The sequence below is a fragment of the Streptomyces sp. NPDC002888 genome, from assembly GCF_042888465.1.
Lineage (GTDB): Bacteria > Actinomycetota > Actinomycetes > Streptomycetales > Streptomycetaceae > Streptomyces.
Map to the genome: position 1 here is coordinate 91,346 of NZ_JBIAPU010000017.1, position 23,719 is coordinate 115,064.

The following is a 23,719-nucleotide window of genomic DNA, read 5'->3' on the forward strand; positions in this document are numbered from 1 at the left end:
TCGAGCCGCGTCCTCTAGTGCCGGGCCCCGGCCTCGAACAGCAGCCAGATGAAGGCGGCGAGGGCGTGTCCCACGGCGATGTAGATGATCAGCCGGACCCAGAGGGCACGAGGGAACTTCTGTTCGATGTCGCTCATGGCGTTTCTCCCGTGGTGGGGCCGAGGCAGAGCGTCGCCGTGGGGCTCTGCAGCAGCGTGTGGACGAAGAGGAGTTCGACCCCGTCGGGGTCCCGCGCGGCGATGCGGTGCGGGGTAAGCGAGTCGAAGTGCGCACTGTCGCCCGGCCCGAGCCGGTGCGCGGTGTCGCCGAGGCGCAGGAGCAGCCGCCCCTTGAGGACGTGCAGCCACTCCTCGCCGGGGTGCACGCGCACGATGTCGCCCTGCGAGCCGTGCGGCACATGGACGCGCAGGGCCTGCATCCCGCGCCCGGGGGCGCCGGCCTGCCAGTATGTCCAGCCGCCCGCCGCGGTCGGCTCCATGTCGGTGGCGCGTACGACGGCGTCCCGGTCGGCGGCCGTCTCGCCGAGCAGCTCCGAGACCGTCGTACCGTAGATACGGGCCAGCGCGAGCAGCATCGGCAGGGAGGGCTGGCGCTGCCCGGTCTCCAGTCGGGAGAGGTGGGCGGCTGAAAGCCCGGCGGCGCGGGCCGCGGCCTCCAGGGTGAGGGAGGCACGCCGGCGCAGGGCCCGCAGCCTGGGCGCGACGACGGCCTCGACGCCGGGTTCGGCCCCGGATTCGGCCCCGGTCCCGGTGTCGGGTTCGGAGGAGCTCATGCCTCCATTGAGCCGGAGGTTTGCCTCTGCGGCAAATTCCTTGCCTCAGAGGCAAACCCAGCGAGCCCTACCGGTTCGCCACCGCCTGCTTGATCAGGGTCTTGCCGAAGTCCCACATCAGCCCGCCCCCACCGTGGGCGTCGTCCATCACCTCCGTGAAGGCGTCGACGAACCGGTCCACCTCGCGCTCGCCGATGATCAGCGGCGGGATCAGCTTGATGACCTCCAGGTGGTCGCCGGAGACCTGGGTGAGGATCCTGTGCCGCTGGAGCAGCGGGACGACCACCATCTGCGCGAAGAGCCCCTTGCGGGCGGCCTGGAGCATCGCCCAGCGGCTGCGCAGCTTCAGCGACTTCGGCCGGCCGAACTCGATGCCGATCATCAGGCCCCGGCCGCGGACGTCGGCGAGCAGTTCGTACGTGTCGACCAGCGCGGCGAGCCGGGACCTCAGCAGCTCCCCGGTGGCGCGCGCGTTCGCGACGATCTGCTCGTTCTCCATGACCGACAGCACGGCCAGGCCCGCCGCCATCGCCTGCGCGTTCGATCCGAAGCTCGCCGAGTGGACCAGCACCCGGTCCATCGACGAGTAGACCTTCTTGAAGATCCAGTCCTTGCCGAGCGTGGCCCCGACCGGCACATAGCCGCCCGAGAGCGCCTTCGCCACGCACACCAGGTCCGGCTCGACGCCGTCCTCGTGCTGGTGGGCGTAGAAGTCGCCGGTTCGGCCGAGTCCGGTCTGCACCTCGTCCGCGATCAGCAGCGCCTTGTGCCGGTGCAGCAGTTCCTGCGCGGCGCGCAGGTAGCCGGGCGGGGCCTCGTGCACGCCCTTGCCCTGGATCGGCTCGACGACGAGGGCCGCCACATCGCCCTTCTTCAGCTCCCTCGCCAGAGCGTCGAGGTCGCCGAGCGGGACGGCCGTGTCGGGCAGCAGCGGAGCGAAGCCGTCGCGGAAGCCGGACTCGCCGTTGACGGACAGCGAGCCGGTGGTCAGCCCGTGGAACGCGTGATCGCAGTACAGGATCCGGGGCTTCCCCGTCGCGTACCGGGCGAACTTCAGCGCCGTCTCGACCGCCTCCGTGCCGCTGTTGCCGAAGAACACCCGGTCCAGGTGCGGACTGTGCGTGAGCAGCCGCTCGGCCAGCAGCCCGGGCAGGGGCTGGCAGTCGAAGCGGGTGAGGTCGGCGAGCTGGGCGTCGAGGACGTCGTGCAGCGCCCTGCGGACGACGGGGTGGTGGCGGCCGAGGCCCATCACCCCGAAACCGGCGAGCATGTCGAGGTAGTCGTTGCCGTCCGCGTCCCAGAAGTAGGCGCCCTCACCCCGCTCGTAGACCTTGTCGAAGCCGATGGTGTGCAGCATGCGCGGGAGCTGGTGGTTGAGGTGTTTGGCGTGCAGCTCGTAGCGCTCGGCTCCGCGTGCGGCGAGCAGGGCGCCGAGGTCGAAGTCCCCGGCCGGGCCCGACGGCTGCGACGCGGATTCGGCGGTTGTCATTCCTGTTTCTCCTTGGACAGCTCTTCCTCGACGGCCCTGCCCGCCTCCCTCGTGGCCAGGCTCGCGCCGATCCGGCCGGCGACCTCCACCGGCGTGAGGCCGATGTCGGCCAGCACCTCGCCCCGCTTGGCGTGCGCGAGGAACTGCTCGGGGATGCCGAAACGGCGTACCGGCACGTCGACGTCGGCGTCGCCCAGGGCGAGCGCGACGGCGGAGCCGACGCCGGCCGCTCGGCTGTTGTCCTCGACGACGGCCACCAGACGGTGCTCGGCGGCGAGGCCCGGAAGGGCCGGGTCGACCGGCTTGACCCAGCGGGGGTCGACGACCGTGCACGTGATCCCGCGCGCCTGAAGCAGCTCGGCCGCTTGGAGGCACACGGGAGCCATGACACCGACCGCGACGAGCAGCACCTCGGGCCGCGGCGCGCGGTGCAGCACGTCCATGCCGCCGACGTGGTCGACCGCGGGGATCTCCGGCCCCACCGACTCCTTCGGGAAGCGGACCAGGGTCGGTGCGTCGTCCACCGCGACGGCCTCCCGCAGCTGCGCGCGCAGCTGCTCGGCGTCGCGCGGGGCGGCGATCCGCAGCCCGGGGACGGCCTGGAGCACCGACATGTCCCACATGCCGTTGTGGGAGGCACCGTCGACGCCGGTGACGCCGGCCCGGTCCAGCACGAACGTGACCCCGCAGCGGTGCAGGGCGACGTCCATCAGCAGCTGGTCGAAGGCGCGGTTGAGGAAGGTGGCGTAGACGGCGACGACGGGGTGCAGTCCACCGGTCGCCAGGCCTGCCGCGCTCACCGCCGCGTGCTGCTCGGCGATGCCCACGTCCCACACCCGGTCCGGGAACCGTTCGGCGAACGCGCCCAGGCCCACCGGGTGCAGCATGGCCGCCGTGATCGCCACGACGTCGTCGCGCGCCTCGCCGATCCTGACGATCTCGTGGCCGAACACCGACGTCCACGACGGCCCGCTGGAGGGGACGAGCGGCGCGCAGGTGAGCGGGTCCATCACGCCGACGGTGTGGAAGTGGTCCTCCTCGTGCGCGAGGGCGGGCTCGTAGCCGCGTCCCTTCTCGGTGAGGCAGTGCACCAGGACCGGCCCGTGGAAGCGTTTGGCGCGCCGCAGCGCCGACTCCACGGCCTTGATGTCGTGCCCGTCGATCGGGCCGACGTACTTCAGCCCGAGGTCCTCGAACATGCCCTGCGGGGCGAAGGCGTCCTTGAAGCCCTTCTTCGCGCCGTGCAGCGACTCGTAGAGGGTGCTGCCGACGACCGGGGTCCGCAGCAGTACGTCCTTCCCCCAGGCCAGGACCTTCTCGTAGCTGTCGGTGGTGCGCAGGGCGGCCAGGTGGTTGGCGAGGCCGCCGATGGTCGGTGCGTACGAGCGTTCGTTGTCGTTGACGACGATGATCAGCGGCCGGTCCTTGGCGGCCGCGATGTTGTTGAGCGCCTCCCAGGCCATGCCGCCGGTCAGCGCCCCGTCGCCGATGACCGCGACGACGTGCCCCTTCTCGCCCTGCACCTGGCGGGCCTTGGCGAGCCCGTCGGCCCAGCCGAGCGCGGTGGACGCGTGGCTGTTCTCGATGACGTCGTGCTCGGACTCCTCACGGGACGGGTAGCCGGACAGGCCGCCCTTGCCGCGCAGCTTGGAGAAGTCCTGACGTCCCGTCAGCAGTTTGTGTACGTAGCTCTGGTGTCCGGTGTCCCACAGGATGCGGTCGACCGGCGACTCGAAGACCCGGTGCAGCGCGATGGTCAGCTCCACCACGCCCAGGTTCGGTCCCAGGTGGCCGCCCGTTCTGGCGACCGCGTGCACCAGGAACTCCCTGATCTCCTCGGACAGTTCACCGAGTTCCGCCTCGGACAGCGCCTTCAGGTCACGTGGTTGCCGGATGTTCTCCAGGATCGTCACGCTCGGGCCCCCTCTCGGTCCGTGCCGTTCAACTCACGGTGACGGTCGGTTCCCCCGACGCGGCGCCGTCCTGCTCCATCTGCTCGGCGATCCTCATCGCCTCCTCGATGAGGGTCTCCACGATCTTCGATTCGGGCACGGTCTTGACGACCTCGCCCCTGACGAAGATCTGGCCCTTGCCGTTGCCGGAGGCGACCCCCAGATCCGCCTCCCGCGCCTCGCCGGGGCCGTTGACCACACACCCCATGACCGCGACGCGCAAGGGGACCTCCATGCCCTCCAGGCCCGCGGTGACCTCGTCGGCCAGTTTGTAGACGTCGACCTGGGCCCGCCCGCAGGACGGACAGGAGACGATCTCCAGACGCCGCTGCCGGAGCCCCAGGGCCTGAAGGATCTGGATGCCGACCTTGACCTCCTCGGAGGGCGGCGCGGACAGCGACACCCGGATGGTGTCCCCGATGCCCCGGGAGAGCAGCGCCCCGAACGCCACCGCCGACTTGATCGTCCCCTGGAACGCTGGGCCCGCCTCCGTGACGCCGAGGTGCAGCGGGTAGTCGCACCGGGCGGCGAGCTGCGTGTACGCCTCGACCATGACGACCGGGTCGTTGTGCTTGACGGAGATCTTGATGTCCCGGAAGTCGTGCTCCTCGAAGAGGGACGCCTCCCACAGCGCCGACTCGACGAGGGCTTCCGGGGTCGCCTTCCCGTACTTCTGCAGCAGCCGCCGGTCCAGCGAGCCGGCGTTGACACCGATGCGGATCGGGGTGCCGTGTTCCTTGGCGGCTTGCGCGATCTCCTTCACCCGGTCGTCGAACTGCTTGATGTTGCCGGGATTCACCCGGACGGCCGCACAGCCCGCCTCGATCGCGGCGAACACGTACTTCGGCTGGAAGTGGATGTCCGCGATCACCGGGATCTGCGACTTGCGGGCGATGGTCGCGAGGGCGTCAGCGTCGTCCTGCGTGGGGCAGGCGACCCGGACGATCTGGCAGCCGGACGCGGTGAGCTCGGCGATCTGCTGCAACGTGGCGCCGATGTCCGACGTACGGGTCGTCGTCATCGACTGCACCGACACGGGGGCCCCGCCCCCGACGGCCACCGGCCCGACCTGGATACGCCGCGACACGCGCCGCTCGGCGATCGGCCGGACCGGTACCTCGGGAACGCCCAAGGGGATGGCCGTCACGGCGTCACTCGCGGTTTCCGGAGACGGTCTCGCGCATGGCCCGCAGGGACTCCTTCAGGGAGCCCATGGTGGCGAGGACGGCGGTGGGCTCGTAGCCGCAGTGCGCCATGCAGTTGGCGCAGCGCGGATCCCTGCCGCGGCCGTACTTGTCCCAGTCGGTCTCCTCGATCAGCTCGCGGTACGTCGGCACGTACCCGTCACTCATCAGGTAGCAGGGGCGCTGCCAGCCGAAGAGGGAGTAGTTCGGGATCGCCCACGCGGTGCACGGGAAGTCGACCTTGCCCTCCAGGAAGTCCAGGAAGAGCGGCGAGTGGTTGAGCCGCCAGCGGCGCCGGTTGCCGCCCGAGAAGGCCTTCTTGAACAGTTCGCGGGTCTGCTCCACGCCCAGGAAATGCTCCTGGTCGGGCGCCTTCTCGTAGGCGTAGGCGGGCGAGATCATCATCTCGTCGACCTTCAGGTCGTCGTTGAGGAAGTTCAGCACCTCGATGATGGTCTGCGGGGTGTCGGTGTTGAAGAAGGTCGAGTTGGTGGTCACCCGGAAGCCGCGCCGCTTGGCCTCCTTGATGGCCTCCACCGCCTCGTCGAACACCCCCTCCTTCGCCACGGACTCGTCGTGCCGCTCACGCAGCCCGTCGATGTGCACGGCGAAGGCGAAGTACGGGGAGGGCTTGAACTTGTCCATCTTCTTGCGCAGCAGCATGGCGTTGGTGCACAGGAAGACGTACTTCCTCTTCGCCACCAACTGGCGCACGATCTCGTCGATCTGAGGGTGCATCAGCGGCTCGCCGCCCGCGATGGACACCATCGGGGCCCCGGATTCGAGCACCGCTCCGACGGCCTGGGCGACCGGCATACGCTGTTTGAGCACACCGGCCGGGTGCTGGATCTTGCCGCAGCCCTCGCATTTCAGGTTGCAGGCGTAGAGGGGTTCGAGCTCCACGATCAGCGGAAACTTGTCCCGCTTACGGAGTTTCTGTTCGGCCAGGTATGTAGCGACCTTGATGGACTGGCGCAGCGGCATGGCCATGAGGCTCACCTCCGGGGGAGCAGCACATTACGGTGCCATTCGAAGAAAACAGGCAGGACAGAGCGAAGGACGCGGAAGGCTGATATTCCACCGCGCACCGTGCCGATCCGGACGAGTTCATGTTCTGGAGCGTCCACGACCACCCGGACGGCCGCAACCGGGCGCTCGCCCGCGTGGACGGCGCTCAGGAGCGTGGCCGCGGACTCCATGTCGACCGCGATTGCGCCGGTCGCGCGCAGAGCGGACCGTTCGTGTCCGCGCACGACGTGGTCGGAGCCCACCAGGGGGCCGGTGTGGACCGTACGCCCGGGCAGGGTGCGCACCAGTTCCTTCACGAGCAGCTCGGTCGCCACACAGGGGACGTTTCCGCGGGGGTCCCGGGTCTCCTCGGCGACGACCAGGTCGCCGGGGTGCATACCGGGGGCGAGCCCCGCGCAGAAGCCCGTGGCCAGCACGGCGGCCCCGCCGATCACCGGGTCGGCCAGGACCCGGCCGACGGAGCGTTCGGCCGCCCGGGGTCCCATGCCCGTCCGCAGGACCGTGACCGGCCCGCCGGCTGCCCACTCGATCGGTTCGGCTCCGGGGCGCGGAAAGCCGGTGTCGAGAGCTCGACCGTGCTCAGCCCCTCCTGCGTCGGGGCCTCCGCGCGCTCGAGCTCTCGACACCGGCGCGCCCCTCCGCCTCACGCTGCGGTCGCCCATGCGCAGGGCGAGGTGCTCGATGCCGAGCGCGCAGGCGATCAGCAGCGGGGCCGGGGCGGGCTTGGTGGTCATCAGCTCCCCTTGGCCTCGGCGGGCGGCTGCCGGTCGGCGAAGGGGTCTCCGTGCAGGTAGCGGCCGAGAGCGGTGAGCGGGAAGACCTGGCGATAGAGGTGGTAGTTGATGGAGAAGTCCCACGGGAAGCCGGTGCCGGTGAAGTAGGGCTCGTCCCAGGAACCGTCCTCCCGCTGGGTGGCCGCGAGCCACTCGACGCCCCGCTCGACGGCCTTGGAGTCCTTCTCCCCCGCCGCCAGCAGGGCCATCAGCGCCCAGCCCGTCTGCGAGGCGGTCGAGTCGCCCCGGCCGCTCCACTCCTTGACGTGCCGGTAGGAGCGCAGGTCCTCACCCCAGCCGCCGTCGTCGTTCTGGACGCTCTCCAGCCAGGCCACGGCCCGCCGGATCGCGGGGTGCGAGCCGGGCAGGCCCGCGGCGGTCAGGGCGGGCACCACCGACCCGGTGCCGTAGACGTAGTTGACACCCCAGCGCCCGAACCACGAGCCGTCCGGTTCCTGTTCGGCGAGCAGCCACTCGATTCCGCGGCGGGTGCGCGGGTCGTGGGTGAGTCCCTCGACGGCGAGCATCTCCACGACGTGCGCGGTGACGTCCGCGGACGGCGGGTCGATGACCTCGCCGAAGTCGCAGAACGGCAGCCGGTTGGGGAACGGGCTGGTGTTGTCGACGTCGAAGGCGCCCCACGCCCCGTTCTTCGACTGCATGCCGAGATTCCAGCGCACCCCGCGCCCGATGGCCCGGTCGACGCTGTCAGGGTCCGGGTGCTTGACGCGGCGCAGCGCGAGGGCGACCTCGGCGGTGTCGTCGATGTCGGGATAGTTGTCGTTGTGGAACTCGAAAGCCCAGCCGCCCGGCGGCAGTTGGGGTCGCTTGACGGCCCAGTCGCCGGGCCGGACGATCTCCTCGCCGAGCATCCAGTCCGCTGCCCTGACGACTTGGGGATGATCAGCGGGCACCCCGGCGTCGACGAGGGCGATGGTCGCCAGGCAGGTGTCCCACACCGGCGACTGGCAGGCCTCGATCATCCGCGCACCGTCCTCGCGCCAGACGGCGAACCGGTCCAGGGAGGCGAGTCCCTCGCGCATCACGGGGTGTTGAAGGTCGTAGCCGAGCAGGTGCAGCGCGATGAGGGAGTACACAGCGGGGGGCTGGATGCCGCCCCAGCAGCCGTCGTTCTCCTGGCGTTCGATGATCCAGCGGGCGGCGGTGTTCATCGCGGCCCTGCGCAGTCTGCGCGGGGCGACTTTGCGCAGCGCGTGCAGCGCCTTGTCGAGACGCTGGAAGGCGCCGTCCCAACTGGCCACGGGGGCCAAGGGCTTGTGCGGGTTGGGGTTGCCCGGGTCGGTGTGCAGCTCGTCGAGGGGGAAGGGCGCGGGCCGTACCGGGCGCTTCGCGGAGACGACGGTGAGCGGCACGATGGTCTGCCGGGCCCAGCAGCCGAAGTCGTAGATGTTGAGCGGCACCCACTTCGGGAAGTAGATGAGCTCCGGCGGGAGTTCGGGCAGGTCCTCCCACTTCCACCAGCCGAACAGGGCCAGCCAGATGCGGGTGAAGACGCGGGCGGCGGCGATGCCTCCCCGGGCACGGATCCACTCCGACGCCTTCGCCATGTGGGGGTCGTCGGGGGCGTCGCCGGCCAGGCGGAGGGCGACGTACGCCTCGATGGTGGTGGAGAGTTCGCCGGGTCCGCCGTAGAAGGTGGCCCAGGTGCCGTCCTCGCGCTGTTCGCCGCGGATGAAGAGGGCGGCGGCCCGGGTGGTCGACTCGTCGCGGATGCCCAGGAACTGACGGAGCAGCAGGTCCTCGGCGTCCATCGTGACGTTCGTCTCGAGGTCGCCCTTCCACCAGCCTTCGGCGTCCTGGCGGGAGAGCAGGAAGTCGGTGGCGCGCCGGACCGCGCGCGTGGCGGCTTCGTGGACCCCGGCCGCCGCGGGGACATTGCTGTCGGTTTCGCTGGCCGCGGCAGCGCGGGGCGGCAGGGCCCCGGTGCTTCCGTCGGTCGTCGCTGTCATGGCTTCCCCTTCGTGCAGTGTGCAAGTGGTGCTGTCTGCTGTGGGTCCGCCGTCGGCCGGTGCGCGGGTGTCCGCGACACCGGCCGGCGACTACGCGAGGAGTATTCGACCGATAGTGATCATCTCTTTCGTACGACGACGAAGTCCGCGAGCGCCGTGAACCGGGCCCGCACGTGGTCGGGCATGTCGACGGCGTCGAGGGCTTCGATGGCGATGGTGTGCTGACGACGTGCCTCTTCGGCGGTCCACTCGCGGCCGCCGGCCTCCTCGATGAGGGCCGCGCGGGCCGCGAACTCCTCCTCGGAGAAGTTCTCGAAGTCGCTGCTCTTGGCGTCCGCGGCGAGCATCTCGCCGAGCCGCTCGGAGGCGGCGCCGCCCGCCGCGAGCGCGGCCACGACCGGCAGGGACTTCTTGCGCTGGCGCAGGTCGCTCCAGGTCTGCTTGCCGGTGGAGACCGGGTCGCCCCAGATGCCGAGGAGGTCGTCGACGGCCTGGAAGGCGAGACCCAGGTGGTAGCCGTACTTCTCCAGCGTGTCGGCGGTGTGCTCGTTCGCGCCGCCGAGCACCGCGCCGATCGAGCTGGCGCAGGCCAGCAGGGCGCCCGTCTTGTTGCCCTCCATCTCCAGACACTCCTCGACGCTGACGCGGTCGCGGTGCTCGTAGGAGATGTCCTGCGCCTGGCCGTCGATCAACGCGCGTGTGGCGGTGGTCAGGCGGCGGGTGGCCCGGCCGGCCTCCACCGTGCCGAGTTCCAGCAGGACCTCGTTGGCGAGGGCGAACAGGGCGTCGCCGACGAGGATCGCCTGGGCGGGGCCGTGCACCTTCCAGACGGTGTCGCGGTGGCGGCGCTGCTCGTCGCCGTCCATCAGGTCGTCGTGCAGGAGCGAGAAGTTGTGGACCAGTTCGACGGCGACCGCGCCGGGCACGCCGACCTCGGGCGCCGCCCCGGTGACCTCCGCGGACAGCACGGCCAGGGCGGGGCGTACGGCCTTGCCGCCGTCGCCGTCCGTGGGGTTGCCGTGGGCGTCGATCCAGCCGAAGTGGTAGGCGGAAACAGTGTCCATGGGCGACGCCAGGCGGTCGATCGCCGCGCGCAGTACCGGGGTGGCCAGGGTCCGCCCGCGCTCCAGCAACGCGGTCACGTCCACCGGTGTCCTCCGGGCGGCCGTCGAGGCCGGGGGCACAGTGGGCACAGTCTCTCCTCTTGTTGCGGTACCGGAGGTGCGTTGACCTGCCGAGCCGTGCTGATCGAACGTCACGCTGCCTCCTCGAAGCCGAAGAGGTGGCGGGGGCGGGGCCGGCCCAGAGCGCTCAGCGCGGCGTCCGCCGCGCTCACACCGCTGCGGACCGCGCTCTCCATGGTCGCGGGCCACCCTGTGGCGGTCCACGCTCCGGCCAGGTAGAGGCCGGGGGCCTTGGTGCGGGCGCCGGGCCTGAGCCGTCCGACGCCGGGGGTGGGCGCGAACGTCGCCGTGCGCTCCCGGGTCACGAAGAAGTCCCGCACCTCGGCGCCCCGCGCGCCGGGCAGCAGCCGCTCCAGTTCGGGCAGGTAGCGCTCACGCAGGACGGCGACGGGCTCCTCGATCTCGTCCTGCGCGGCCGACTGCGACAGGGCGAGGTACTGGCCCTCGCGCAGCCCCGACGCCTCGGTGCGGTCGAAGACCCACTGCACCGGGGAGCCGAGGGCGGTGAAGAACGGGCGGGCGAGCACCTTGCGGTCGTAGACGACGTGCACGTTGAGGATCGGCGCGGTGTCGATCTCCAGCAGGTGTCCGGGCGCTTCGAGCGCTCCGTCCGGCAGCAGTCCGTGCGCCTCCCGCTGCGGTACGGCGAGCACGACCGCGTCGGCCCGGAGCGTCTCCCCGGGAACCTGAACGCTCCAAGTCCCGTTTTCGTCAGTAGAGATGGAGGTGACTCGTGTACGGACTTCGGTACGCACGCCCGCGGAGTCGAGCGCCTTGCGGGCCAGCCGGTCGTGCAGTTCGCCCAGCGGTACGCGCGCCCAGCCGATGTCGGCCGCGCCCGGGTCCGACAGCAGACCGGTCTTGAACACCATCGCGGCGAGCCCCAGGGAGGCGTCGCCCGCGACCGCGTTGAGGGTGGCGACCCCGACCAGGTCCCACAGGGCCTCGACGGCACGTGCCGACTGACCGTGCGCGGTCAGCCAGCTGCCGAAGTCCTGTGCGTCCAGGGTCGGATCGGCGAGGTCGAGCCCCTTGAGCGCGAGCGCGGCACGGCCGACCTTCGCGCGTTCGGCGAGCGAGAGGTGCGGATACGTCGCGAGGCTGCGCCCCAGATGCAGGGGCACCGGCAGCGCGTCGCGCCGCAGCCTGCCCAGCCGCCGCCCCTCGGGCTTGGTGATGTCGAGGACGGGCACGTCGAGACGGTCCTGCAGCGGAGCCAGCGCCGCGCCCTCGATCCGGTCGAGGAACCAGCGGTAGGCGGTGCAGCAGCGCAGATAGACGTGTTGGCCGTTGTCGACGGTCAGTTCGCCGCGTCGGAAGGAGAAGGCGAGGCCGCCCAGTCTCGGCCGGCCTTCGAGCAGGGTCACGCGCACACCGGCGTCGGCGAGCGCGAGCGCGGTGGTGATGCCGGCGAGCCCGCCGCCCACCACGACGGCGTCCCTCCCGCCGTGGGTTCCGCGCTCATGGACACCGTCTCCGGGAGCGTCCGCGAGCAGCCGGTCGGGCCGCGTGCCGTCGGTCATCGTGCACCCTCCCCTGCGGCCCCGCCGAGCTGCGACGAGCATGCGCGGCGAGCCGTCGCAGTCAGGGACGCCGCCCCGCGCCGGAGGGTTGCGTGCCGGATGCGGCCGGTGCGGCCGCCTCGGCGCATGTCGTCGGTGCGGTCACCTCGGCCCATGTCGTCGGTGGAGTCGCCTCGGCCCAGGATCTCCATCAGGCGCGCCTCCTGACGGTCCGCCGGGACACATGCCGGGTGACGTGCCGGGTGTCGAGCCCGGAAAGACCGCGCACGGCCACGTACGCCTTCTCGCGTCCGGGCAGCGAGACCCGGCCGCGGAGCACGGCCTCCGGGTGGCGTTCGATGCGGTCGAGCAGACGGCGGTAGATGCCGGCCATGGCGGCGACACAGGCGCCGCTGCGCCGGTCGAGCATGGGCAGCAGCCGGTAGCCCTCGGCGAAAAGAGCGCGGGCCCGTCGCACTTCGAAGTGCACGAGGCCCGCGAAGTCGGAGCCCTCCGGTGGTGTCGGCCCGCTGAACCCGGCCGAGCAGCCGAACTTGGCGAGGTCGTCGGCGGGCAGATAGGTGCGGCCGCCCTCGGCGTCCTCGCGGATGTCCCTGAGGATGTTGGTGAGTTGCAGCGCGAGGCCGAGCGTGTCGGCGTACTCCGGAGCGCGCTCGGCGCCGCGCGCCCCCGGTTCCGTACCGAACACGCCGAGCGAGAGCCGCCCGATGGCGCCCGCCACGCAGCGGCAGTACACCTTCAGGTCGTCCCAGGTCTCGTAGGCCTCACCGCGTACGTCCATGAGCACGCCGTCGATGAGCTCGTCCAGGCCGCCCAGCGGGATCGGGAAGGCCCGGGCGGCGTGGGTGAGGGCGACGGCGACCGGGTCGGTGTCGTCCTCGTCGATCTCGTCCTGGCGGATCCGGGTGAGCAGCGCCCTGGTGTCCTCCAGTCGCGCGGCTTTGACGTCGTCGCCCAGCGCGCCGTCGCCGATGTCGTCGACACGCCGGGAGAACGCGTAGAGCGCCGACATCGCTCGGCGCTTGGGCGTCGGCAGCAGTCTGATGCCGTACGCGAAGTTACGGGCCTGCTGTCCGGTGACGGCCTCGCAGTAGCTGTAGGCGGCGAGTACCGGTGCGGACACGTCTGGTGGTGACTCCACGGTCCGGATCACCCCTCTCCTCGCAGAGTCAGGCCCACCTCGCGCAGCAAGCGGAGCTTGCCGGGCTTGGGCGGGCCGGGAAGTACGTCGTATTCGGCGGCGGAGATCGCGCGGATCGCCGCCCTCCCCCCCGCCACGAACCCCGCGAGCAGCAGCTTGAGTCTGCCGTGGACGCTACCCACCAGAGGGGCGCCTTCATTCAGGAGGTCGCGGGCGCGTTGCGCTTCGTAGGCAACCAGTGCGCGCACCGATGCGCTCGCGGTGTTCGTGGCGAGATCCGCCTCCTGGACGTGAAAGCGCTTCATGTCCGCGGCGGGCAGGTAGATGCGGTCGCGGCCGAGGTCCTCGGCCACGTCCTGGAGGTGTTCGACGATCTGCAGGGCGGTGCAGATCGCGTCGGAGCGGCGGATGCGCTCGGGCGTGGCGCTACCGGTGACGGCGAGGACGAGCCGGCCGACGGGGTTGGCCGACAGTTCGCAGTAGGCGAGGAGGTCGTCGTGGGTCTCGTAGCGCCGCACGAGTTGGTCCTGCCGGTTGGCGGCGATCAGGCCGAGGAACGGCTCGGGGGTGAGCGAGCGGAGGTGGACGGTGGGCTGGAGACGCCGCAGCAGGGGGTGGCGCGGGGTGCCGTCGAAGACGCGGTGGAGGTCGGCCTCGAGGGCGTCCAGGAGCACCAGCCGGTCCTCGGCCTCCCGCGGCGACACGCCGAGGAGGCGGGCGTCGGCGCCGCCGGGGGCGAGGTCGCCGTCGCCGATGTCGTCGACGAGGCGGGCGAAGCCGTAGACGGCCATGAGGTCGGCGCGCCAGGCCCGGGGCAGGAAGAAGGGCGCCACGGGGAAGTTCTCGTCCGCGGCCTTGTCGAGCGTGCCGCGCTCCGCGGCGCCGGTGCGCGGCGTGTCGGTGCCCGTCACCGTCGGCTGCCCGGCGCGGGGACGGCACGTGCTGCGTTGAGCTGGGGAGTTTCCGTAGCCATTGCCGTCACATCTCCCGTTCTACACTGCCGACCCAATGCACACTATTTCGGACACGCCGCCCAGCCGTCCGCACGGTGGCGCTGTCGAAGGGTGTCGCGCATTATCGCCCCACTTGCCGCGTTTCGGCACCGGTACAGCTTACGTTGTACAACGCGCCGAGGTCCGAGGGGGTGTCCCGCGCATCACAAGAACACACCGATTGGCGTCAAGATTCCTAGGCATGACCGGAGTTGACGTTTCCTTTGCAGACGCAGGGCCCCGCCGGAACAGTTCCGGCGGGGCCCTGGCCGAACGGGCTACTTGCCCGTGAACTTCTCGTACTCCTTGAGGACCTCTTCGGTCGGGCCGTCCATGCGCAGTTCGCCGCGCTCCAGCCACAGGACGCGGTTGCAGGTGTCGCGGATCGACTTGTTGTTGTGACTGACCAGGAAGACCGTGCCGGCCTCCTTGCGCAGCTCGCGGATGCGCTCCTCGGAGCGCTTCTGGAACTTGCGGTCACCGGTGGCCAGCGCCTCGTCGATCATCAGGACGTCGTGGTCCTTGGCCGCGGCGATGGAGAAGCGCAGGCGGGCCGCCATGCCGGAGGAGTAGGTGCGCATCGGCAGGGTGATGAAGTCGCCCTTCTCGTTGATGCCGGAGAAGTCGACGATGTCCTGGTAACGCTCCCTGATCTCCTCACGGGACATGCCCATGGCGAGCCCGCCCAATATGACGTTCCGCTCGCCGGTGAGGTCGTTCATCAGGGCGGCGTTCACGCCGAGGAGCGAGGGCTGGCCGTCGGTGTAGACCTTGCCCTTCTCCGCGGGCAGCAGACCGGCGATGGCCCGTAGCAGCGTGGACTTGCCGGAGCCGTTGGAGCCGATCAGGCCGATGGCCTCGCCCCGGTAGGCGACGAAGGAGACGCCCCGCACCGCGTGCACCTTGCGCACGCCGCGCTCCTCGCCGCGCTTGACGATACGGCTGAGGGCGGCGGTGGCGCTGCCCTTGCCGGTCTTGGCTCCGTTGACGCGGTAGACGATGTGCAGTTCGTCCGCGATGACGGTGGGAATCTGCTCGGTCTGCTGCTCAGCCACGGCCGTACCTCTCCTCCGCCTTCCAGAAGTACACGAAGCCGCCGACGGCGAACAGCGCGGCCCAGCCGCCCGCGGCCGCCCAGACGTGCTCGGGGAGGTTCTCGGAGCCGTAGCCGTCGATGAGCGCGAAGCGCATCAGGTCCATGAAGATCGCGGCCGGGTTCCACTGCAGGATGTTGGCCAGCCACTGCGGCTTGCCCTCCAGCATGATCGGGATGGAGAACATCACACCGGACGCGTACATCCACGTGCGCATCACGAACGGCATCAGCTGGGCCAGGTCCGGGGTCTTCGCGCCGGCCCGGGCCATGATCAACGCCAGGCCGGTGTTGAAGAGGAACTGCAGGGCGAGCGCCGGCACGATCAGCACCCAGGACAGGTCCGGGTAGCTGCCGAAGGCCGCCGCCACGATGAACAGCACGACCATCGAGAACAGCAGCTGCTGCAGCTGCTGGAGCGCGAAGGAGACCGGCAGGGACGCGCGCGGGAAGTGCAGCGCGCGCACCAGACCGAGGTTGCCGGAGATCGCGCGGACGCCCGCCATCACCGAGCTCTGCGTGAAGGTGAAGACGAACACACCCGTCACCAGGAACGGGATGTACACCTCGCGCTCCATACCCCGGTCCGCCTCGAGGATGACGCCGAAGATCAGGAAGTACACCGCCGCGTTCAGCAGCGGGGTGACCACCTGCCACAGCTGTCCGAGCTTGGCCTGGCTGTACTGGGCGGTCAGCTTCGCCTGGGAGAAGGCCAGGATGAAGTGACGCCGCCCCCAGAGCTGGCGGACGTAGTCCCTCAACGAGGGCCGCGCGCCGCTCACGGACAGCCCGTACTTGGCGGCGAGCTGCCGCGGAGGGAGGCCCTCGTCGGGCGACGGAGGCGCACTCACCGCGACTCCACCGTCATGCGTTGTCTCACTCACAAGTGGAAACTTTCGTCTTCGAGATGCACAGCCTGTGCGGGCCTGGCATGAGCCGGGGGCCGTGGTACGGCCCGAATGCTCTCAGGAACGAGCTTGTCAGATGACGGGAGGCCGTCCCAGTCGCGTCAGCCGCCACACCGTACGCCACTTCATGGGCCTGCGGGGTCCGCAAGGCGTGGACCAGCCCTCCTTGAAGCCGCCGAACCACGCCCTCAGCGCGGGCCGCGAGGGGCGGCGCGCCAGCGTGAGCAGCAACCAGACCCCGAGGTAGACGGGGACGAGGAGCGCGGGCAGATTGCGGCGGGCCAGCCAGACCCGGTTGCGGGCGACCATGCGGTGGTAGACCGCGTGCCGTGAGGGCGCGGTCGTGGGGTGGTACAGCACCATGTCGGACCGGTAGTCGATCATCCAGCCCGCGTCGAGGGCCCGCCATGCCAGATCGGTTTCCTCGTGGGCGTAGAAGAATTCGTCCGGGAGCCCGCCGACTTCCTCGAAGACCGTCGTACGGACCGCGTTGGCGCCGCCGAGGAAGGTGGTGACCCGCGAGGAGCGCATCGGGTCGGAGGCGCGCAGCCGGGGGACGTGGCGGCGCTGGGTGACGCCGGTGTCCGGGTCGGCGATGCGGAAGCTGATGATGCCCAGTTCCGGGTCGGCGGCGAAGGCCGCGCGGCACAGCTCGGCGGTGTCGTGGTGGGCGAGCAGTCCGTCGTCGTCGAGGAAGAACAGGACGTCGACGTCGCGGCCGCCCGGGCCGAAGGCCTCGATGCCGACGTTGCGGCCGCCGGGGATGCCGAGGTTCTCGGGCAGCTCGACGGTCCGTACGCCCTCGGGGACGTCCGGGACGGGCGAGCCGTTGCCGACGACGACCACCTCGACCCGGTCACCGTCCTGCTTGGCGACCGAGTCGAGGAGGGCGCGCAGCTCATCGGGGCGGTTGCCCATGGTGATGATCACCGCGCCGACCTTCGTGCCGGTCATCGCAGCCTGCTGGAGGCGAGGATGGACACCAGGTGCAGCACGGTCTGCAGCATCGCGATGCCGGCCAGCACCGCGACGCCGAGCCGGGAGTAGAACAGGTCGCCGCGCATCTGGTCCACGACGGCGAGGACCAGGATCAGCAGGGACGCCTCGATGCCGAGGATCAGCCGGTGGAACTTGAAGGCGGCGGCGGCCCGGCGCGCCAGCGCCATGCCGGAGGAGCGCATCTCGGCGGCGGCCTCCTTGACCGGCGGCAGTCCGCCCTGGTGGCGGGCGACGCCGACGAGGTCGGTCTCGGCCTTGATCAGGATCGCGCCGAGGGCGGCCAGGGTGCCGAGGAAGGCCCACAGCCAGTCGATCCGCCCGCTGCCCCACAGGTCGGCGGCGCGCAGGCCGAAGCCGACGAGCACCGCGGCGTCGGTCAGGTAGGCGCCGACCCTGTCCAGGTAGACCCCGCCGAGCGAGTACTGCTGCTTCCAGCGCGCGATCTCGCCGTCGACGCAGTCCAGCAGCAGGTACATCTGGACGCAGAACACGCCGAGCACGGCGCCCGCGATCCCCGGCACCAGCAGGGCCGGGGCCGCGAGCACGCCGAAGACGGTCATCAGGTACGTGAGCTGGTTGGGCGTGACCCTGGTGTTCACCAGGTAGCGGTCGACCCGCAGGGACACCTCACGCATGTAGAGGCGTCCCATCCAGTGCTCACCGCTGCGCCGGTCCTTCACCCCTGCGGGGTGGACGACCGGACGGAGTTCAGCTACCGATGGCCTTGACATAGTCGGCGTACGTGTCCTTGATCTGTTGGGTTCTGAGGTCGAGGTGTTCGAGGATCGTGTAGCGGCCTGGCCTGGTCTGCGGGGCGAACTCCACGGCCCGGACGAACTCGTCCACCGTGAAGCCGATCTCGTCCGGCGTCACGGGCAGCCCGTGCCGACGCAGCACCTCGGCCATGTAGGCCGACTCCTCGTGGGCTCCGCGCAGGTACATCGCGAAGGCCGCGCCCAGGCCGCACTGCTCGCCGTGGGCGGCGGCACGCTTGGGGAAGAGCAGGTCGAAGGCATGGTTGATCTCGTGGCAGGCGCCGGAGGACGGGCGGGAGTCGCCCGACACCGACATGGCGATGCCGCTGAGGACCAGCGCCTCGGCCAGCACCTGGAGGAAGTCGTTGTCACCGATGCCGCCCGGGTGGCGGAGCACCGCCTCGCCGGCCTGACGGGCCATCGCGGCGGCGAGGCCGTCGATCTTCTCGCCGTTGACGCGGTTGGCGAGCTCCCAGTCCGCGATCGCGGAGATGTTCGAGATGGCGTCGCCGATACCGGCGCGCACATAGCGGACCGGGGCCTCGCGGATGACGTCCAGGTCGATGACGACCGCGATCGGGTTCGGCACGCCGTAGGAGCCGCGGCCCGCGTCGTTGTCGAGGGTGGCGACCGGCGAGCACAGGCCGTCGTGGGCGAGGTTCGTCGGTACGGCGACCAGCGGCAGGCCGATGCGCGCCGCGGCGAACTTGGCACAGTCGATGATCTTGCCGCCGCCGAGGCCGACGACCGCGTCGTAGTGGCCGGCCTTTATCTCGCCGGCCAGCCGGATCGCGTCGTCGAGGGTGCCGCCGCCGACCTCGTACCAGGTGGCGCCGGGCAGGCTGGGGGCGATCCGCTCACGGAGCTTGGCGCCGGAGCCGCCGCTGACGGCGACGGCGAGCTTGCCGGAGTGCGAGATGCGCTCGTCGGCGAGCACGCAGCCCAGGTCGTCGAGGGCACCCGGGCGGATGTCCACGACGACCGGCGAGGGGATGAGCCTGGTCAGTAGTGGCACGCGATCTCCCGTCCCCGGGCGAGGTCTTCGTGGTTGTCGATCTCGACCCACCGGACGTCACCGATCGGTGCGACGTCGATGCGGAAGCCTCGGTTGACGAGTTCCTGGTAGCCGTGCTCGTAGAACTGCTGCGGGTCGGTCTCCCACACCGTCTTCAGCGCGTCGCCGAGTTCGGCGGCCGCGTCGCCCTCGATGAGGGTGACGCCGATGTACTCGCCCGTGGCCTCGGCCGGGTCCATCAGCTTGGTGATCTTCTGGACGCCCTTGTCGGGGTCGACGACGACCTTCATCTCCTCGTCGGCCAGCGACTTCACGGTGTCGAGGGCGAGGATGATCCGCTTGCCGTCGCCGCGGGCGGCGAGCAGCGTCCGCTCGACGGAGACCGGGTGGACGGTGTCGCCGTTGGCGAGGATCACGCCGTCCTTGAGGGCGTCACGGCCGCACCACAGGGAGTAGGCGTTGTTCCACTCCTCGGCCTTGTCGTTGTCGATGAGGGTGAGCTTGAGGCCGTACTTCTCCTCCAGCGCCGCCTTGCGGGCGTAGACGGCCTCCTTGCGGTAGCCGACGATGATCGCGACCTCGGTCAGGCCGATCTCGGCGAAGTTGCCGAGAGTGAGGTCCAGGACCGTCGGTTCGCCCTCTATGCCCGCGGGCCCCACCGGCACCAGCGCCTTGGGCAGGCTGTCGGTGTAGGGGCGCAGACGCCGTCCGGCGCCGGCCGCCAGCACGAGGCCGATCATGCGGGTTCTCCTTCATCGTGTACGGCGGGCGCGCCACCCTTGTGGGCGGACACCCAGTAGCGGATGCTCTCGACGAGCACCACGAGGGCGACGGCCACGGCGAGGGCCGTGAGCGCTGCCTTGAACTGCGAGGCGGTGAGGAGCGCGGCGAGGACGGTGACGAGCAGCGTCCGTCCCTCGTGCCCCCCGATGGCGCGCACCAGCCAGGCCGGGGGCGCTCCGGCGTCGCCGCGGATGCGGTACACCGTGTCGTAGTGATGGTAGGCGACGGCCGCCACCAGCCCGAAAGCCGCAGGAAGGGCCCCGTTCACCCCCGCTTCGGCCGCCAGGATCAGGACGGTGCCGTATTCGGCGGCGCGGAAGAACGGGGGGACCAGCCAGTCCAGGGTGCCCTTGAGGGGGCGGACGACGGCCAGGGCGGCGGCCAGGACGTAACCGACGGCGAACACGGCGGTCTGCCAGCCGGCGCCCCAGAGCAGCGCGGGGATCAGCACGAGCACGCCGCCGACGGCGGCTGCGCCGGCTGCCGGCGCGTGGCTTTTGCCACTGGCCCGGCGCACCAGCAGTTCCACCAGCGGCCCGCTGTCCGTCAGGTCCGCCAGCGCCTTCGCCGCCCTGTCCGTGCGCTGTGCCTTGCGCGTCAGGGACCGCAGCACCCGGCCGGCCGTCGTGTACGTCGCCGCGAAGGCGCAGCCGACGAGAAGGACGTAGAAGGTGATCCGCGGTGTGGTGGCCGCCGTGAGCACGGCGATCATGGCCCATCGTTCGCCGATGGGCAGGACTATCATCCGGCGCAGCCAGACGGTCCAGCCGACGCTGTCGAGCTTGTCGGAGAGGGCGGCGGTGGGGCTGGTGTTGGCGGTGGCGTCGTGGTTGGCCTCGTTGAAGGAGAAGTCCACGATGTGCCGGCAGCTCTGCAGGACCATGGCACCGAGGGCGAGCGCCCACACGTCGTCGCCGCCGCGGGCCGCGCCGAGGGCGAGGCCGGCGTAGTAGGCGTACTCCTTGGCCCGGTCGAAGGTGGCGTCGAGCCAGGCGCCGAGCGTGGAGTACTGCAGGGAGTAGCGGGCGAGCTGACCGTCGGTGCAGTCCAGGACGAACGAGGCGATCAGCAGGACGCCGGCGGCGACGAACCCGCCGCGGGTGCCGGTGGCCGCGCAGCCGGCCGCGATGAGCGCCGTGAGCAGGGAGGCGGTGGTGACCTGGTTGGGGGTCAGGCCTCGGCGGGCGCACCAGCGGGCGATGTAACGGGAGTAGGGGCTGATGAAGTAGGTGGTGAAGAAGCCGTCGTGGGCCTTCACGGCCGACTTCAGGCGTACGGCCTCGTCGTCGACGGCGGCGACGGCCTGCCGTGCCTCGTTGCGGGCCTGCGGGTCGGCGGGGACGGCGGCGACGAGGCTGCCGAGCGTGGGGCGGTGCAGCGGGGTGTCGTCGGCGTCGAGGGCGGTGACGATGCGGTCGGCGAGGCTGTCGACGTCCCCCACGCTCGACTTCGCTCGCGCGGGGGCGCCCCCACGTGCGGTGCCGCCGCTCGCGGAGTTCTCGCGGGCCACCGCGCGGGTCAGCGCCTGCCGGCCGGCCGCCTGGGCGGTCACGGCGCCCGGGATCGCGGCGAGCGGGAAACGCGGGTCGGTGAGGGCGAGGCGCAGCGCGTGCAGATGGCCGACGAAACGGGCGTCGACCACGGCGACCCGCTGCTCGGTCGGCACCTGGGCGAGGAGCGTCTCCGCGTCCGTGGGGTCGGCGGCGACCCGGACGTCGAATCCGAGGGACCGCAGATCCCCCTCGATCGACGATCCCGGGACCGGCTGACCGGTGAGGATGGCGGTCGACAACCGAACTCACTCCCTGGGTCCCCGACGCGTCCGCGCCGGTCGTTGCACGATGGGGGCGCCCCTTGGCTGCACCGGACGGGATGGCTCCACCAGGCGGGCGGCATGTCGGCAGAGGCTATCGGATGCCGGGAAGCGGGCGTTCACCGCCTGTTCACGGCACCGTTGACGGGGTCCGCACCAGCCTTTGCCGAGATCATCATGGGTGATGCGCGACCCGGCCCACAAACCGCGCCCCCCATCCCTCGCATCAGGGACATTGCGTCCGGCCGCGCCGGGTCGGCATAGGGTGGGCGACCATGACGTGGCTGATCACCGGCGGAGCCGGATACATCGGGGCCCATGTGGCACGGGCCATGGCCGGGGCCGGGGAGCGGGTCGTCGCGCTGGACGACCTGTCGGCCGGGGTTCCCGCGCGGCTGCCGTCGGACGTCCCGCTGGTGCGGGGCTCGTCGCGGGACAGCGAGCTGCTGAAGCGGGTCCTCGCCGCGCACGCGGTCACGGGTGTGGTGCATCTCGCCGCGCGCAAGCAGGTCGCGGAGTCGGTGGCGCAGCCGACGCGGTACTACCAGGAGAACGTGGGCGGTCTCGCCTCCCTGCTGGAGGCGGTCGCCGAGGCCGGGGTGGAGCGGTTCGTCTTCTCCTCGTCGGCAGCCGTGTACGGCAACCCCGATGTGGACCTCATCACCGAGGACACCCCGTGCGCCCCGGTGAACCCGTACGGCGAGACCAAGCTCGCCGGGGAGTGGCTGGTGCGGGCGGCGGGCCGGGCGCACGGCATCGCGACGGTGTGCCTGCGCTACTTCAACGTGGCGGGCGCGGCCGCGCCCGAGCTGGCCGACACCGGTGTCTTCAACATAGTCCCGATGGTCTTCGACCGGCTCACCCGCGACGAGGCCCCGCGGATCTTCGGCGACGACTATCCGACGCCGGACGGCACCTGCGTCCGTGACTACATTCACGTCGCCGATCTCGCCGAGGCGCACCTCGCGGCGGCCCGGCGGCCCGGCGGGCGCAGCGGTGACCTGACGGTGAACATCGGCCGCGGCGAGGGCGTCTCGGTGCGGGAACTGGTCACGCTGATCGGCGAGGTCACCGGCGACACGCGGCCGGCCCTGGTCGAGGCGCGCCGCCCGGGCGACGCCCCGCGCGCGGTCGCCTCGGCCGCCCTGGCCGCCGAGGAGCTCGGCTGGACGGCTCGGCGCGGGGTGCGCGAGATGGTCGAGTCTGCTTGGCAGGGGTGGCGGCTGCACCGCGGCGGGTGAGCCCGAACCCTCCTGACCTGCGGTTCGTTTCCGCAGGTCAGGGTACATGACAACGGTGTTCAGTGCCGCGTTGCCCTATACCCCCCACCCGTAGTTGACTGTGACCCCGGAGGCATCACCAGGGCATACAGGAGGGCGGCTTTCCATGGGGGCAGGGCACGATCACGGGCACGCGCACTCGCACGTGCCGGCGAGCGGTACGGCGACAGCGGCCTACCGCGGCCGGCTCCGTGTCGCGCTGTCGATCACGCTCACCGTCATGGTGGTCGAGATCGTCGGCGGTGTCCTCGCGGACTCGCTCGCGCTGATCGCGGACGCGGCGCACATGGCGACGGACGCGCTGGGTCTGGGCATGGCGCTGCTCGCCATCCACTTCGCGAGCCGCCCGCCGAGCGGGAACCGCACCTTCGGCTACGCCCGTGCCGAGATCCTCGCCGCGCTCGCCAACTGCCTGCTGCTGCTCGGGGTCGGCAGTTACGTCCTGTACGAGGCGATCCAGCGGTTCATCACACCCGCGGGCACCGCGGGCGGCCTGACCGTCGTGTTCGGCGCGATCGGCCTGGTCGCGAACATGATCTCGCTGACGCTGCTGATGCGCGGCCAGAAGGACAGCCTGAACGTGCGGGGCGCCTTCCTGGAGGTGGCGGCGGACGCGCTGGGCTCGCTCGCGGTGATCATTTCGGCGCTGGTCATCCTCACCACGGGCTGGGAGGCCGCCGACCCGATCGCGTCGCTGGTGATCGGCCTGATGATCGTGCCGCGCACCTTCAAACTGCTGCGCGAGACCCTCGACGTGCTGCTGGAGGCCGCCCCCAAGGACGTCGACATGACGGAGGTGCGGGCCCACATCCTCGCCCTGGACGGCGTCGAGGACGTCCACGACCTGCACGCCTGGACGATCACCTCCGGTATGCCGGTGCTGTCCGCGCACGTCGTCGTGACCTCCGACGCCCTGAACGCCATAGGCCACGAGAAGATGCTGCACGAGCTCCAGGGCTGCCTCGGCGACCACTTCGACGTCGAGCACTGCACCTTCCAGCTGGAGCCGAGCGGGCACGCGGAGCACGAGGCGCGGCTCTGCCACTGAGGGGGCATCGGTCGGC

At 71.0% G+C, this 23,719-nt stretch carries 22 protein-coding genes; 2 read left to right on the top strand and 20 right to left on the bottom strand.

Going from position 1 to position 23,719, the window contains the following annotated elements:
• Positions 1-14 precede the first annotated feature (14 nt).
• The 20 genes from ACFYWX_RS26695 to ACFYWX_RS26790 form a co-directional block, all read right to left on the bottom strand.
• On the bottom strand, positions 15-137 hold the full coding sequence (locus ACFYWX_RS26695) for a DUF6126 family protein (protein WP_389426631.1): 123 nt from the start codon (positions 135-137) through the stop codon (positions 15-17).
• Positions 134-772, bottom strand: coding sequence for a helix-turn-helix domain-containing protein (locus tag ACFYWX_RS26700; RefSeq protein WP_389426632.1), 639 nt, complete (start codon positions 770-772; stop codon positions 134-136). The genes ACFYWX_RS26695 and ACFYWX_RS26700 overlap by 4 nt, the downstream gene beginning before the upstream one ends.
• Positions 773-839: 67 nt before the next feature.
• Positions 840-2,261: an aspartate aminotransferase family protein gene (locus tag ACFYWX_RS26705; protein WP_389426633.1), complete on the bottom strand. Its 1,422-nt coding sequence runs from the start codon at positions 2,259-2,261 to the stop codon at positions 840-842.
• Entirely contained in the window at positions 2,258-4,174 is a 1,917-nt protein-coding gene (gene dxs / locus ACFYWX_RS26710) for a 1-deoxy-D-xylulose-5-phosphate synthase (RefSeq protein WP_389426634.1), read from the bottom strand. The genes ACFYWX_RS26705 and dxs overlap by 4 nt, the downstream gene beginning before the upstream one ends.
• A 28-nt stretch (positions 4,175-4,202) precedes the next feature.
• A complete protein-coding gene (gene ispG / locus ACFYWX_RS26715; RefSeq protein WP_389426635.1) occupies positions 4,203-5,360 on the bottom strand; it encodes a flavodoxin-dependent (E)-4-hydroxy-3-methylbut-2-enyl-diphosphate synthase in 1,158 nt (385 codons plus the stop codon).
• 4 nt (positions 5,361-5,364) lie between these two features.
• Positions 5,365-6,387: an adenosyl-hopene transferase HpnH gene (hpnH, locus tag ACFYWX_RS26720; RefSeq protein WP_389426636.1), complete on the bottom strand. Its 1,023-nt coding sequence runs from the start codon at positions 6,385-6,387 to the stop codon at positions 5,365-5,367.
• Positions 6,388-6,392: 5 nt separating this feature from the next.
• Positions 6,393-7,160 (bottom strand): 1-hydroxy-2-methyl-2-butenyl 4-diphosphate reductase, encoded by a 768-nt coding sequence (locus tag ACFYWX_RS26725; protein WP_389426637.1) that lies wholly within the window; start codon positions 7,158-7,160, stop codon positions 6,393-6,395.
• A complete protein-coding gene (gene shc / locus ACFYWX_RS26730) occupies positions 7,160-9,169 on the bottom strand; it encodes a squalene--hopene cyclase (RefSeq protein ID WP_389426638.1) in 2,010 nt (669 codons plus the stop codon). The genes ACFYWX_RS26725 and shc overlap by 1 nt, the downstream gene beginning before the upstream one ends.
• 119 nt (positions 9,170-9,288) lie before the next feature.
• A complete protein-coding gene (locus ACFYWX_RS26735) occupies positions 9,289-10,353 on the bottom strand; it encodes a polyprenyl synthetase family protein (protein ID WP_389426754.1) in 1,065 nt (354 codons plus the stop codon).
• 71 nt (positions 10,354-10,424) lie between these two features.
• Positions 10,425-11,876, bottom strand: coding sequence for a hydroxysqualene dehydroxylase HpnE (gene hpnE, locus ACFYWX_RS26740; RefSeq protein WP_389426639.1), 1,452 nt, complete (start codon positions 11,874-11,876; stop codon positions 10,425-10,427).
• Complete coding sequence (locus ACFYWX_RS26745) at positions 11,873-12,067, bottom strand: DUF6380 family protein (RefSeq protein ID WP_389426640.1); 195 nt, start codon at positions 12,065-12,067, stop codon at positions 11,873-11,875. The genes hpnE and ACFYWX_RS26745 overlap by 4 nt, the downstream gene beginning before the upstream one ends.
• Positions 12,067-13,029, bottom strand: coding sequence for a presqualene diphosphate synthase HpnD (gene hpnD / locus ACFYWX_RS26750; RefSeq protein ID WP_389426641.1), 963 nt, complete (start codon positions 13,027-13,029; stop codon positions 12,067-12,069). The genes ACFYWX_RS26745 and hpnD overlap by 1 nt, the downstream gene beginning before the upstream one ends.
• On the bottom strand, positions 13,026-13,928 hold the full coding sequence (gene hpnC / locus ACFYWX_RS26755) for a squalene synthase HpnC (RefSeq protein WP_389426642.1): 903 nt from the start codon (positions 13,926-13,928) through the stop codon (positions 13,026-13,028). The genes hpnD and hpnC overlap by 4 nt, the downstream gene beginning before the upstream one ends.
• Before the next feature lie 359 nt (positions 13,929-14,287).
• Positions 14,288-15,064, bottom strand: a complete 777-nt coding sequence (locus ACFYWX_RS26760) for an ABC transporter ATP-binding protein (protein WP_389426643.1) — start codon at positions 15,062-15,064, stop codon at positions 14,288-14,290.
• The gene (locus ACFYWX_RS26765) at positions 15,057-15,986 is read right to left on the bottom strand and encodes an ABC transporter permease (RefSeq protein WP_389426644.1); all 930 of its coding nucleotides are present in this window, start codon (positions 15,984-15,986) and stop codon (positions 15,057-15,059) included. Before ACFYWX_RS26765 ends, ACFYWX_RS26760 begins: the two co-directional genes overlap by 8 nt.
• Before the next feature lie 96 nt (positions 15,987-16,082).
• Complete coding sequence (locus ACFYWX_RS26770; RefSeq protein ID WP_389426645.1) at positions 16,083-16,964, bottom strand: glycosyltransferase family 2 protein; 882 nt, start codon at positions 16,962-16,964, stop codon at positions 16,083-16,085.
• The gene (locus ACFYWX_RS26775) at positions 16,961-17,740 is read right to left on the bottom strand and encodes a CDP-alcohol phosphatidyltransferase family protein (protein WP_389426646.1); all 780 of its coding nucleotides are present in this window, start codon (positions 17,738-17,740) and stop codon (positions 16,961-16,963) included. The genes ACFYWX_RS26770 and ACFYWX_RS26775 overlap by 4 nt, the downstream gene beginning before the upstream one ends.
• Positions 17,718-18,779 carry an iron-containing alcohol dehydrogenase family protein gene (locus ACFYWX_RS26780; RefSeq protein WP_389426647.1) on the bottom strand — a complete coding sequence of 354 codons (1,062 nt, stop codon included), beginning with the start codon at positions 18,777-18,779 and terminating at the stop codon, positions 17,718-17,720. The genes ACFYWX_RS26775 and ACFYWX_RS26780 overlap by 23 nt, the downstream gene beginning before the upstream one ends.
• Complete coding sequence (locus ACFYWX_RS26785) at positions 18,767-19,519, bottom strand: sugar phosphate nucleotidyltransferase (protein ID WP_389426648.1); 753 nt, start codon at positions 19,517-19,519, stop codon at positions 18,767-18,769. The genes ACFYWX_RS26780 and ACFYWX_RS26785 overlap by 13 nt, the downstream gene beginning before the upstream one ends.
• Entirely contained in the window at positions 19,516-21,354 is a 1,839-nt protein-coding gene (locus ACFYWX_RS26790; protein ID WP_389426649.1) for a DUF5941 domain-containing protein, read from the bottom strand. The genes ACFYWX_RS26785 and ACFYWX_RS26790 overlap by 4 nt, the downstream gene beginning before the upstream one ends.
• A 296-nt stretch (positions 21,355-21,650) precedes the next feature.
• Between ACFYWX_RS26790 and galE the strand changes: the two genes are divergently transcribed.
• Both galE and ACFYWX_RS26800 read left to right on the top strand, forming a co-directional pair.
• Positions 21,651-22,616, top strand: coding sequence for a UDP-glucose 4-epimerase GalE (galE, locus tag ACFYWX_RS26795; RefSeq protein ID WP_389426650.1), 966 nt, complete (start codon positions 21,651-21,653; stop codon positions 22,614-22,616).
• Between the two features lie 145 nt (positions 22,617-22,761).
• A complete protein-coding gene (locus ACFYWX_RS26800) occupies positions 22,762-23,703 on the top strand; it encodes a cation diffusion facilitator family transporter (RefSeq protein WP_389426651.1) in 942 nt (313 codons plus the stop codon).
• Positions 23,704-23,719: the final 16 nt, after the last annotated feature.